The organism is Pseudoalteromonas sp. MMG005, assembly GCF_018101015.1.
GTDB classification, from domain to species: domain Bacteria; phylum Pseudomonadota; class Gammaproteobacteria; order Enterobacterales; family Alteromonadaceae; genus Pseudoalteromonas; species Pseudoalteromonas aurantia.
The window spans coordinates 43295-56251 of the sequence record NZ_JAGJEK010000035.1 but is presented as its reverse complement, the minus strand read 5'-3'; the positions used below and the strand labels follow the sequence as shown (position 1 = coordinate 56251).

11 protein-coding genes are annotated in these 12957 nt (G+C 37.8%); 8 read left to right on the top strand and 3 right to left on the bottom strand.

Annotation, left to right across the window (positions count from 1 at the left end; translation table 11 throughout):
* Window positions 1–218: 218 nt before the first annotated feature.
* Window positions 219–917: a hypothetical protein gene (locus J8M01_RS22570; protein WP_211059412.1), complete on the bottom strand. Its 699-nt coding sequence runs from the start codon at window positions 915–917 to the stop codon at window positions 219–221.
* A gap of 670 nt (window positions 918–1587) precedes the next feature.
* Here J8M01_RS22570 and J8M01_RS24055 point away from each other — a divergent pair.
* The 3 genes from J8M01_RS24055 to J8M01_RS22555 all read left to right on the top strand — a co-directional run bounded on the left by J8M01_RS24055 (window position 1588) and on the right by J8M01_RS22555 (window position 3275).
* Window positions 1588–1665, top strand: coding sequence for a hypothetical protein (locus J8M01_RS24055; RefSeq protein ID WP_247671242.1), 78 nt, complete (start codon window positions 1588–1590; stop codon window positions 1663–1665).
* Window positions 1666–2374: 709 nt separating this feature from the next.
* On the top strand, window positions 2375–2506 hold the full coding sequence (locus tag J8M01_RS22560; protein ID WP_247671241.1) for a helix-turn-helix domain-containing protein: 132 nt from the start codon (window positions 2375–2377) through the stop codon (window positions 2504–2506).
* 172 nt (window positions 2507–2678) lie between these two features.
* Window positions 2679–3275: a hypothetical protein gene (locus J8M01_RS22555; protein WP_211059411.1), complete on the top strand. Its 597-nt coding sequence runs from the start codon at window positions 2679–2681 to the stop codon at window positions 3273–3275.
* Between the two features lie 378 nt (window positions 3276–3653).
* On the opposite strand, the gene J8M01_RS22550 is transcribed toward J8M01_RS22555, so the two are convergent.
* Window positions 3654–3851 (bottom strand): hypothetical protein, encoded by a 198-nt coding sequence (locus J8M01_RS22550; protein ID WP_192507823.1) that lies wholly within the window; start codon window positions 3849–3851, stop codon window positions 3654–3656.
* A 1208-nt stretch (window positions 3852–5059) separates the two neighbouring features.
* Here J8M01_RS22550 and J8M01_RS22545 point away from each other — a divergent pair.
* The 4 genes from J8M01_RS22545 (at window position 5060) to J8M01_RS22530 (ending at window position 10075) form a co-directional block, all read left to right on the top strand.
* Window positions 5060–7087 (top strand): hypothetical protein, encoded by a 2028-nt coding sequence (locus J8M01_RS22545; protein WP_211059410.1) that lies wholly within the window; start codon window positions 5060–5062, stop codon window positions 7085–7087.
* A gap of 64 nt (window positions 7088–7151) precedes the next feature.
* Window positions 7152–8090 (top strand): ADP-ribosyltransferase, encoded by a 939-nt coding sequence (locus J8M01_RS22540; protein ID WP_211059409.1) that lies wholly within the window; start codon window positions 7152–7154, stop codon window positions 8088–8090.
* A gap of 384 nt (window positions 8091–8474) precedes the next feature.
* Window positions 8475–9317, top strand: coding sequence for a hypothetical protein (locus J8M01_RS22535; RefSeq protein WP_211059408.1), 843 nt, complete (start codon window positions 8475–8477; stop codon window positions 9315–9317).
* 302 nt (window positions 9318–9619) lie between these two features.
* Window positions 9620–10075, top strand: a complete 456-nt coding sequence (locus J8M01_RS22530; RefSeq protein WP_211059407.1) for a hypothetical protein — start codon at window positions 9620–9622, stop codon at window positions 10073–10075.
* A 170-nt stretch (window positions 10076–10245) separates the two neighbouring features.
* On the opposite strand, the gene J8M01_RS22525 is transcribed toward J8M01_RS22530, so the two are convergent.
* Window positions 10246–10935, bottom strand: a complete 690-nt coding sequence (locus J8M01_RS22525) for a hypothetical protein (protein ID WP_211059406.1) — start codon at window positions 10933–10935, stop codon at window positions 10246–10248.
* A gap of 480 nt (window positions 10936–11415) precedes the next feature.
* On the opposite strand from J8M01_RS22525, the gene J8M01_RS22520 reads away from it, so the two are divergent.
* Window positions 11416–12906 (top strand): hypothetical protein, encoded by a 1491-nt coding sequence (locus J8M01_RS22520; RefSeq protein ID WP_210994722.1) that lies wholly within the window; start codon window positions 11416–11418, stop codon window positions 12904–12906.
* The last annotated feature ends 51 nt before the right edge of the window (window positions 12907–12957 follow it).

Genomic DNA, 12957 nt, shown 5'->3' with positions numbered 1-12957 from the left:
ATGAAAAAACGAGGTAGTTTATTCTACCCCGCCAGAGTTATTTTGTTTGACATACTGGGAGTGTCCATATATGTCATCAGTAGGTTTATCAGTAGGTTTATCAGTAGGTTTATCAGTAGGTTTATCGGTAGGTTTATCATCGAGATAGACAGCATCGTTATGTAAAAAGGGATCAACGACTCTGATCCCTTTAATTCGCGTGTATCTTATTTTAGGCTTTATGGGCAGGGAACTTGGATTACCTGACCATTACTAAACGTCCTATAGCAAAAACGAATTGGAGGAGGCGTAATTCCTATTTCTTTCCCGCCCTCCACGTTACCATCATCGCCCGTACCATCGCCAGCACCACCCCCACCCCCAGCTCTGCCACCGTAAATTTGTGCAGGGGTATATGATTTACCATTTCTAATAATACCAATAACTTCACCACCTTTAACTACTAATTGGTCACCAACTTTAAGTTTTGATTTAGTATCATGAGAGAATATATATGCAAGTGAAGTGCTTACTATTCCAGTATTGATACTGGTTTGTGCGAAAGTTCCAAGACTTACGCCGTAAAGGGCTAACTTTTTCATTGCATATGCTGCTGGTGTTGCTGATGCTGCTGATGTAATAAAGACATACGCAAGGTTACGATTTTGGTTAATAGAGTTTAAGTCGCTTGTCGTTATTGTATAGCGCCACGAAAAATTATTAATATGATTGCGCAATTGAAGAATATAAGGTTTTTTCTTTCCATGAAAGTCATCCCAAGCCTCACAGTCATAATCATTATCGTCCTGACATCTTAGAGCACCATCTAAAGGTTTAAAAGAATCGCGTTTAGGTCTAGTGTTATTGATACCATTTGTATTAATTTGGTTTAAATACTCTATGTATGTTATAGAGTTAACTATTACTCCAGAATCCATCAGGATAAAAAGGAGGTTTTTTTTCGTATTATCGATACCTTCTACATTGATATAAGCACTAATTGAGTCATTAATATCGCAAACAGTAGATTCGCATAAGAATAAAACTTCCTTGTCATAAGAGTCCGCAAAACTATCGCAGCTAATTAGTAGAAAAATAAAACAAGATAGATTTTCATATTTATTTCCATTTAATAAAGTCGACGCAAAGTACCCGCTTTAGGTTTTTATGTCAAGTTATGTGTTATTTTTGTATTGCCTGGTTAAGTTTCTGTTGGTTACTTGTTGCAGTGTGGAGGTTTTAAAAATATTTGTGTCGTGGTCATATGATTGTTAATCAGCTATAGTGAAATTTTTGTTTTTATTGCTCAAAGTTCTGATTTTGCTAGAATTGTTTCTTAGGTTCACTTCTAATTATTTAATTTTAGTAAGTTGTGTTTCTTAGAAGGTCGTTTCCTAAATCATGAACTTCCTGGGTTCTATCTGATCTCCAAATATCCTAACCCATGTTTGAGATGAAGAAGAAAATTAGAAATTGGTCATGCTATAATCGGGTTTTAGTTCAACTCGGTAAAATCAATATTTGATTAAGCGATGGTACGATTTCAAAATAGCAAAGTACTGAAAGCACTGTGGCCGCGCAAATCTCTACCCAGACTTAGCAATTGAAATGTGTTTAACCTTAAAGGCCGTATTTCGTTTACAGCTGAAAGTCTTAGAAAGGTTTGCAAATTTCTTACTATCATAAATACATCATTATATGAAATCAGGTTCAAGTACGGCTGTTTATATAAACGTACTAAAACGTTTGATGTGCCCGATAGGGTCAACGCTATGGAAAGAGACTCTAGCGAACCGCCTTCGTTCACTTGCTGAGACGACAATGTATCGGTTTAAGTAATTAATGGGTGATAAGCCGTCAAGTTAATAGTCAGCATACTGAAGCGGTAATAAAAGTGAAGGTAATAAATAAAATGAATGGGCTAGGTATGCACAAATATTGGCACCAGAGTTAAGACTGATCAATAGATTAGTAGTTAGCTATTTGATCCACAAGATCTATTAGATATTAATAATCCTAAGTTTAAATTATATTTTATCTAATTTTTCTATACTTTAAGTACACCATCCATAACAAAGTTATTAAAGCGCTTTCAGCAAAAATAACCATTATTATAAAACCCCATGGCACAGCTGATTCTATAAGAGTTTGCGAAGTACCAAAAGTTATTGCTATTACAATGAACCATAGCCACGTGGGAAAAGTTATTTCCACCTTATTATTAGAATCCACTTTTTAAAGCTCACCTTTGTTAGTAATTATATATGAATGAAAGATATTTTCAACCCGAATTCAAGTTCTAAGTGCACCACGTATAAAAACTAGATAAAAATAAGACACTTCTCAGTTTCTGCTAATGTAAATGTGCGACCAAATACATTTTAGGGGCTGAGAAATGTCTTATGAACATCTTAACAGTTTTGAGCGAAAAGCAATCTATTATCGCCATAATAGTGGTGAAAGCTGCCGCTCAATCGGCCGTTTACTTAACCGACACCACACTACCATTATGCGAGAAAGAAAATAAGATGGGACAGCCAACGAAGTAACAATGTGGGCCTCCCATAGCTTTTTATACACCCAATGAGTTAGATTGTAACTTCACTCTGGGGGTTTTTGAGCAAAACCCATTTTTACGCCTTTCACAATAGAGGCTTCACACACGAATAAAAAAACAGCATACAATTTAAAGGAATAACATGAAGAAAGCACTACTTGGTACATTACTGTTCACGCTTCAAGGTTGTGTGAATAGCTCGTCAACAACAACTGTAAAAACAGCCCTAGAATCAGAACTAGAACCAGAGTTAGCATCGGGAATAGGCATAGCACAGGCATGTATTGGTAGTACTGCGCTCGATGGTGAATTACGTACGCGCTTTAAACCAATTAAAGATACAGAACTACTTGCGCAAGCGATTGGCGAGCCGCTTAAAGGTAAACTATGTCAAGGAGCCGTTTATCAAAGTACGCAAGAAGTGACCATTTACCGTGCTTGGAACAGTACCAATCCGAATAGTCAGTTTGGACAATGGTGGTCATTTCAATACCCATCAGGCACCATCGCGGATTATAGGAAAAACTATGAAATTTGCTATCAATGGTCACCACTGGATAAGCTAGTACAGTGCACGCTTAAAATTGGTACAAATGTGGTTGTAGGGAATGGTCAAAGCGAGCAGTGTTCAGAGTATTTAAGCTATCCAGTTTCAGCGAAGCAGCAGGTATTTATTGCCGCATCGGCCGGTGCAGTAGAGAACTGCCAAAGTTTTAACGGTATAATGCGTTGGCAATAATTGTATATGCTCAAAGTGTACCTTAATTAACTTGTATCATGAGATAAGTAAATGATAAGCCTCTTATGCGTTATGCAGCTCGCTGAATTATTTCAAGGTGCCCATGTAAGGTGTACGAATTTAGCGAGTAAGCCGCGTTATTATTGGTTTAATATTGTTGATTTAGGGAAAGGTTAATAAAGCTAGCCATTAATAACTTAAGTTAGCTATTAATAATTTGGTTATGAATGAAAGTAATTATTAATTAAAGCGGTTGTCATTTGATTACTTGCCGGTGCTTATTGAAAGTATATAAGTAAAGGTCTAAATAGATAAAAATAACGCTAGACCTTTACAGCTTGGCGGGATCAAATAATTCCTACCGTTTCATGCGTATGATTATGGCTGGCCTTTAGTGCAGCCACTAGTGTCGTTATAACAACGTCTACACGATACTGTAGGTGCTTCACAAAAATCACGTTCTTGTGTAAACCAGTTACCTGCACCGGCAGCAACCTGTGGTGTCATATCATTTGCGATGGCTTTTATGTCGCGAGATAGGTTTTTTACTTTCTTTTTATTTAGTTTTAGTTTCATTTTATATGTCCTTTTTTTAATTGTTCAACTTAGCCTAACATCACTGAATCTAATATAAAAGGTATTTTTGTATACAGTATCCAAATTTAAAAACTATTCAATAACAGTAAGTTGTGAGTATTTTTTGCTTTTCTAGCCTGTTTTATCGATGGAACTCATAGGGCAGGTAGGTTATTGAGGTTAAAATAAGCGGGGGAAGTAGGTTGAAATGAAGTAGTAAACCTGAACTGAAGACGTACAAGTTTCTAATGGGGTTAGGGCGGAACCGTGGTTGTGCATATACAGTTTATAGCAGTGAAAAATGTGCAATAAAAGCTGCCAATTTTAATGGATTCTACATGAAAGGTTCATTGCGTTTTTGTCATATTTGATTGTCAGTTAATTGAAGAATCGATAGCAACTTTCACCTAGTGTCAAATGACTCAAATATAAGTCAAGTTAATCAGGCTTTATTGTTTGCGTTTCATCTGAATCTTCTAGGTGAAATAAACCCCCTTTATATCACTTTTCATTAATTTAGTTGCTATTTAACCTCAGGTTTGGATAAGGGTTTTGGAATAGGAAATATTTTGAAAACAAACTTACGTACAATCCAATGATGATATTTTGTTTAATGTCAAGGCACTTTTATACAGTAATAGCGGGCTATTACAAATGAAAGCAACGCCGAGAGTGAGAAAAATAGCTTTATTGGGCAAATTCGCTTATCCAGAACTGAGGTTATTTAGATAGTGCGCAGTATAAAGGAGATTAGCTCACACTATATTGCTTATATGACCAAGGAAAGGAAGGTCATGTAAGGGGGTTATGTTAAGAATAAGTGGGGCAGAGCGCAAAGCAAAGATTGATATCATTACTATGGGCCGTATATAAACTTGGAGTTTATGTGAAAAATAGGCCCATAGGTAACGCTTATAATTTTCAGTAGAGAGAATTTATAGTACCAATTTAACTGTTTAAAACCATAATTCGGCTGAAAAGTTCTTTATTTTTCTTAATTAGTTAAAACTATTACTATCAATGTTTTAACCGATTTATATAGCGGTTTCAGAATGAAAACCAAAGTGAATTACGCATAAAATAAAACCAATAAATTATTTTTAAGATACAAATTTTGACTGAATGTTTAATGCTCAATACGTTATAGCTATGCACGATATCGTTGCGACACTGAGCACTTTAACAACAAGATAAAGTTGAGATAATCTATGAAAATAAGAAAATTAATACCTCATTTAGTATTTGCCTTAACGCCTATCGCCTCGTCGGTGGCTTTAGCCAATACTTGCCCAAACGTGAACTCTGAAGATATCACCGCATTTTCTGAAAAGTTTGATGAACTTAAAGGGAAGTTTAAAGAAGTTGCAGCCCAAGAAAAGTTACCCTCTGAACCCATAGGCAGTGACTTAGCAGAGCTAGAAAATGCGTCTCCTGGCTTTGCTGAAGTTGCGGGCAGCCTTGCTGAAGTTGGCGGTACTCTGCTGGGTGTTGAAATGGGCTTGGGAGGTTTAGCCGCGGGTATTAGAGACCACAATAATGAAGAAATTATAACAAGTAGCGTCACAATTGGCACGTCGGTAGGTATACCGATTTTAACTCGGATCATTACTGAGCTAGCAGGTGAGATGGTTGGAGAAGTCTTTGGTGGGGTTGCTGCAGGTGTGGTTGCCGAAGGCTTTAGTATTTATAGCGGTGTAAAAGCAGAGCAAGCTATCACCAAGGTTAAAGATCAAAACGCGGATTTAAAAAGTGAGTTTGTTAAATATGCAGACCAAGTTATAAACAAAATGAACAATGTGAGAGGGACGATACTAGGCAACTCTGGTGCCGCATTAAAGCTCGACGCGAAACTCATACCCGATGTACTGTTTAATGTTAATAAAGAAAAAATGGATTATTTGTCTGACAAAATATTTGTTGAAATGCTCAGTGCCAAAGCATACTACCTCAATCAGCAACGTATAACACCCGATACTGAGGGGGGCAGTGATAATGTAGATACGGTTTTATCGTATATTGATCACCAAAGCTACATGATAAATGAAGAGTTTCGGTATATTACCATTAAACCAACACCGGGAATTTACCCGGCTCACGCATTGAAAATCAGCAATAAATACAAAAAACAAGGCAGAAGCTGGACCACCGAAGAGGTGGTATTCGAAAGTAAGATATTCAAACAGTACCTTGAGCCTTTACTCGTTTATAGAAAAAATATCGCAAATCCAGTGGCTGAGCACATAGTTGAACAGGTTATGGATAATAATAAAGCGTTAATAAAAGAGTACAAGGCATTAATACAATCTGAAATGAGCTCAGATGTTTGGCAACAGCAATTAACCAACCAATACAACACGGCCATTCGTACTCAGTTGGCTTGGTATATTTTTGGTCAAGAATTGATCGCACAAACTGATACCGCTGACTTTGATGTGGCTGAGTCTTTACTGTGGATCTCTCGCATATTCTTCCCAATGATTGACGGGTTCTATGATGGTTCATTGACTAAAAAAGCCATAAAAGACATTGATATGGGACCCATTACTGTGGCACTGGTGAATAAGTTTACCAGCGATAGATTAGATATTAATGATGAAGAAAAAGTAAATCAGATCATTATCAATCAGCTTCATAATGACGAAGACGTGCCCCCAAATATTCAACATGCAGTCCATACTGCACTGCAAAATACGCACAGTAGAGTGAATAAAATGTTGCTCGCAGACAGTGACATAGTCAAACTTTCTTTTGATAAAAAACAAGTGCTTGAGCAGATCCAGCAGCTAGAGAAAAACCATGTTTTTACCAACAGTATCAATAAAAAAATTGAAGACTATTTAGACAATTTTGGTGGCATATTGAATCCTAGAAAGGGCACGGATGAAACGTTTAACCGTGATGCCGTGATGGAAATGTTTGGTAATGTGTTAGTGGATGCAGCAGAGCTACACCAAGGTTACATGTGGAAAATAAAAGCACAGTTAAGTGACTTGCATGGTACCTTGAAAAGCCATCCAGATGTGTGTAGTGCGAGTCAGGCCTTGTATCAAAGCGCCGAATACATTGAGCTCAATTATTACGACTATTACGTGCAAAACCCAAGTTTTTCTCATTATAAGTGGCTGACTTTCAGAATGCTGCCTGATGTTGTTCAAGAAACTAACCAAATTATTAATTACTTAGGTAATTCAGCTAATTTATTGGCAGATAAAGGTCAGTGCTTTAACAAAGCCTAATTCTATCTTAGCTTCACTCAATCAATTCAGCATTTTATTTGATGCTAATTTACAGGACCGACTTATGTTTACCAAAACTAACTTATTTGCTCTTTCGATATTCGCAAGTTCATTGTGCTACGCTGCGCCACCGTTTACAGATGATGGCAGCTTGAAACAGTTTTTTGATTTAAAAGGATCAGAGCTCACTTGGAAAACAGTGACCATTGATGGATTTACCGATGAAGTACCTGTTGCACCTCATGCCCAACGGTACTATCAAGATAGACTAAAGCACATTACAGACCGAAGTTTTAAAGCGTGGGATATGAAAGAAATTGAACGCAGAAACCGTATTGCTGAGCTTGACGAACTCGCAGAGCAAGGCAAATTATCGCCTGGTGAAGCATTTGAGCGGGCTTCACTGCGTGGTGTTGGAAAAGAAGTGCTGACGCGTAATGAAGTACAAGCCATTAAAGAATATACCGATAGTAGTAGCCCCCATATAGAAGATATTTTAGCGGATAAATTAACTGACAGAGTGAATATGTTGGATAATGCGCTAGACCACATCCCAGCGAATAAAGATATTACTTATCGGGGGGCTGCAGCTGAGCCACAACAATATGGGGAGAACATACAAGTTGGCGACCATATTCAAAGCAGAACGTTTATGTCAACGACAGCAGACCCTGCATATGCAAAATCATACAGTGAGCGAATGGCAAATTCAGGTGATAAAGATGCCATCTTCTTCAGAGTTGATGGAGAAACGGGTAGAGACATCAGTATGTACAGCGTATATACAGGTGATAGCATTGAAGCGGAAGTGTTATATCCTCGTAACAGTGTATTCCAAGTGACTAACATCGAAAAAAGTAATGGAATTACCTATGTGAATTTGCAAGAAAAACCCAGTTACAAAGGGCATGTTAAAGATGTATATACGGGTAAAACTTACGACAGAAAACCACCTGCATTAGATAACCCTGAGATAGAAGGGGCATATTGTATAGGTTTATAATTGTACGAAATAGCTAAAAATAGGGTGGTTTGTTATTATTTTTCGTTGGAGAGGTTATATTTTCTACTTCATTGACAAGAAGCAATAACAATACCCCATATTATATTTTTAAGTTGTTATTAAATCTATTTTATCATTTCTAATTTAAGGAAAAGTAAATCAGATTAACCCTTTTTTAATTCGCTATTTAATAATGGTTAATCTGTTTTTGTACTTTAGTGATGTTGATTTTTATTGTGTTTAATGGTGTGTGTTTTTGATTGTTAAACACTTGATTTTCAATGTGTAAAGGTTGGTTTGTTTGTTGACGAAAATTACTTTTTTAATATACTGCGACTCCTGCGTAGAGGACTATGCAGTATTTAAGATTTAAAAGGACGATATATGTTTAATAAAGTAATACTTGCTTCGGCATGCTTATTTTCACTTTCAGCAAATGCCACCGTTATCTCAAAAAACTTCTCACCTATTTTAAAAAATAATTACCCACTTCACATCACAGAGCCAGATAGGGCGTCTTTAGATCAAAAGAATTATTCTCATGGGTATCTTGCGAGTTACGCACAAGGGTATGTTGATATATCAAAGCACTTGCTAACGGTTGATCAGGTTTGTTTTGAAGTAGACACTCAATACTCAGGGTCGGGCTCCACTCCAGGTACGGCGGGTGTAAATGTCTATAACTACTTTATGTATGCTAATGGTAGCCGTAGTGCAAATAAACAGAATGGATCAGCATCAAGCCTTGCAAGGCCAACCTTCTCTCATTGTTTTGAACTTGCGGAGAGTTATGCAAAGAGTTTCGTTAACGAGGGTAAAATTGCATTTACACCGTATACGACCAATGAAAATGTAGCGATTGCTGATGTTAGGGTGTCGGTGACTGGGTTATCAAAAATCAGTGGCGATATCGTAACAATAGACGCCGCGTCGAATGTGGTAGGCAACGCCGGTGGTGAAGCTGTGATGCACCCTGTAGAAAGTGGGGTCACTTATGCGCTTACTATTATCGATAATACGACGGCACTCAGCAGTGGCGTTGGCTCGTACTCTACGTTAGGCGTTTCATACTTAGATGCAAGTGGAAATAGCACACTAAAAACGCTTGATGGCCATACGCCAGTGTATCTTGAATCAATGAGTGATCTATCATTGTTCTTAATTGGTAGTGATACATCAAGCCAAGGTCAAATGAGTGTGAATATTAAGAAAGTTAACTTTGATTAATTACTGTGCCTGATCAGAGTGCTATTACAATTACTCAGGAATAGTGCGAGTGGTGAACAACTGAATTGTTGATTTGAATGCTCGTATTAAAAGGTAAAGCCCAGTACTTGCTGGGTTTTATATTTGCGGGTAAAAGCTAGTGTGTGACAACAAAACAGGGCAGGGAAAGTTACAAAAAGGGTTGGGTATGATGATGATAACCTGAGTTGATATGGGGACTTTTTGAAATAATGACTAAAGTGGTGAGCCAAAGTTAATTTTGCATCGTAATACACTGTACATGCAGTTGCGGAAGATAAAATATGCTTCATTATCTAATCACTAGTCAAAATTACCATGCCTTTATTAAAGCTCAGCAGCAAATCGACGCATTTGCGCTAACAGAAGACATATCGGCCCTATGTGGCAAAAAGCCTCATCCATTACACACGTGGCTCACAAAAAGTGTGTTGAAGATTGTTAAATTAGAACTTTACACTTTTATGTGTGCATTGGTTTGTGTATCTGTATTCTCAGTGGCATTTAATTTAACACTGGGTGTGTTTCTACTCTTATCCCTGGTCTCGTTGCTGTTTTCTGTCTGGGTTTCAGGTTTAGCGGGGGCAGAGTTACTGCAGCATTATTTACAATGCCAACATGCAACACAAGATAGTGAGAGCCTTCTTGCCCTTTACGTTGAAGTACGAGAGCCTGAAGTATCGCAACTGACGTCTTTTTTATGTGAGTCAAAAGAGGTTGCAGCGGTAAAAATTGATTAGCTTACAGGTAGGCTTTGCAATGAATGGGTATAGGTGAGCACCGAGGCGATTTTGGTGGTTCTAATAGCTGACAGCACGAAATGGAAATGACAAGAAGAGGGTATATCCTAGCGTTTAGCAGGGATAACCTCTTCTTACTTTATTTTAAGAGTGATAACTTATAGTACTTTTTACACTGTTGGCATGTTCATTCGCACGTACCGTTTGCCTTTTTCTCTTTCTAAGTACGCTAATTTCACAGCGGTACTTAGCTCTTCATATAGGGCATTCACAATCGGTTTATTAACGTGTTGCCCAGCGATTGGGAAGCCCCATTCAAATAGCCAAACCAAAACTTGGTTGAGTACGGTGTCGCTTTCTTTGTGCGGGTTGATCATACCATAGACTAACTTATTCGAAATCTCCGTTTTTTGTATAGCAGATAGCTCTGATGCAGCATCTGTCCATCCTTTTAAACGCATCAGCGTATCGCTTTTTGCGCTATTCATGGCTTGGCTCATTTGCTTTGTTTGGCGTAAGTCTTCATTTTTACATCTGCCAAGTATATCAAGGTCTCGATTGGGCAGGTCAATTGTTGCCCAGTTTGGATAATTGATAAAGTCGAGTTTATACGATTCATTCACCGCAACATGGGTTAACTCGTGGACTAAATTTCCGATATTACCGAACTGGTAACGTACTTCATATTGCCGTGTGTTGTCTGTTTTGTAACGACACACGGCCGAGCCACTTGTTTGCACGTTTATCCACTCTACCACTAAAGGTGTCACTTCTAAGACTTCACTTATGATGAATTTTAGTGGCCCACTGACGATACTATTTAAGCGACGAAGTTTCGCCAAATCTTGCTCTACACTCATGATTTACCTATATAAAATAGCCATTAACCAAAACCTTAGGATGGTTAAGCTGTATCAAGAAAAATGACATTTGCTGTTTATATATCACAGTAAATATGCAATATCGAGGATGAATGACCACTCTTTATAAGTATTTTTACAATGATTCACGGGTATATTAGTGAGTAAATCAAAATATGGAATTGAATCATGTAGCGCAATGAATAGTTCAAGTCGTGAGATATAAAAATTTAACTTTCATGCGATTATGTACTGTAATCTACGATAGCGAATGCCGGCAATGAAAAATGATTGCGATGAAAGTTATTATTATACCAATAATCATACGCATGACATGTGTTTTATATTAATGCAGATTAGTTGATTGTTTTTTAATTGTTAACTCCAAGTTTATAATTTCGTGTTTTTCATAGTGTTGAATTTTTCAAAATAGTGTCGCATAGTGTTTATGCACAATAATAATCAAACAAAGGAATTGCGATGAATATGAATAGAGGTTTTATTACGTATGCGTTAATGGTTGCAGTCATCTTTATTATTGCGACTTTTCAGGTTAAGGCTGCTATAAAAATAAAAAAAGAGGTATATCCCGCCAATTATATCATTTTAGATAATGACAATCGGTATACTGCCACACAGTTAACACTCAAAAGAAACGGTGAGGGCATTTTAAAGCAACAAACTCGGTCACGTATTAACTGGGAACAAACGGTCGGTGGCACCGTGATAAAATTTGATCAGCCGATGATCATGTCTCGCTTTGAAAACGCGCCCAACTCTGTTATTCGGATAGAGCTGACTCAACTTCAGCTAATACATCAGGATGACTCAATTTATCAAAGTATTAGGCATCATAATGTGGTTGACGATAGTTCGAATGATGTTATTGAAACATTTATTGAACAGTCGAGTGTCACCTTATTAGAAAAACAAGATTTAGCGGGTTGGCACCTTGATTTGGTGGGCAAAAAATGGACTGTTGACGGGGTTGAACTGCTTACATACCCAGAACAGCCTTATTTTTCTGATTTGGCCTCGGCGAGTGCTCACTTCATCAGTAAAAAACAGGGGGAATTTACGTTTTTTAATGGCGAAAAAGCCCCATTTAAGTGGCGCATTAAAAACAATAAGTTGATTATAAAAGCATATATAAATGGAAAGAAAATAAAGTATACCTTTTGGCAAACCAACCCGGTTGGCAGCGTGGGGGCGGAATTTGTTGCCAACGTAAGTCAAGGTAGTGGTGTTAAGTGGCATACACGCCGAGGCATGTTTATTGAGCAACAAGAAGAGGTATTTGATTTAGATTCAATTGTCGGTAGTTGGCATTTAGGTAGCCGCCAATATGATCATTATGCAGATAACATCACGGTACCCAATATTGTACATCCAGGTTCTCGCTGGGAGTTAACAGACAACGGGACTTTTTTAAGATTTAAACTGACTCATCCAGAACTCGGCTCGGTGGTCGATTGCCCCGATGATACGTGTTACTTGGCATGTAAATTTACCCATCGTCTTATCGCAAAGGAAGGTAACACATTTTACATGGAAAATGGGGTTATTTCAGAATTTGAACCAATGAGCCCGTTAAAGCTGAATAATGCGTCAGTGAGCGTGGTCGAATTCGACCCTGCTCATGGGGTGGAGCGGTTTTCACATAGCTGGCTGGATCATGCCACATTGACATTTAATGATGAGCAAGGGAGTGACAAGTTACGGTTTATTGCCCAAACACAGGCTGATGGTAAAACCAATTATACGGTGCGCAGTATGCATAGTAATAGCGAGTTAGGCCGTTATAGTGTCGCTAATAGCGTACTATCTATCGTCACTGAGCAAGTGACAACGCATTTTAAGATGTTGTCTTTTTCCCGCGATCAATTGACAGCATGTAAGTATAGCGAAGCACAAACCTGTGACGACGGCGAAGTAATTAAAATAGACTTACATAACGGAGTGCTGAACTAATGGTGCACTAAAAAGGTATGCTAAAAATATGTGTCGAACTTTACGTAAGGC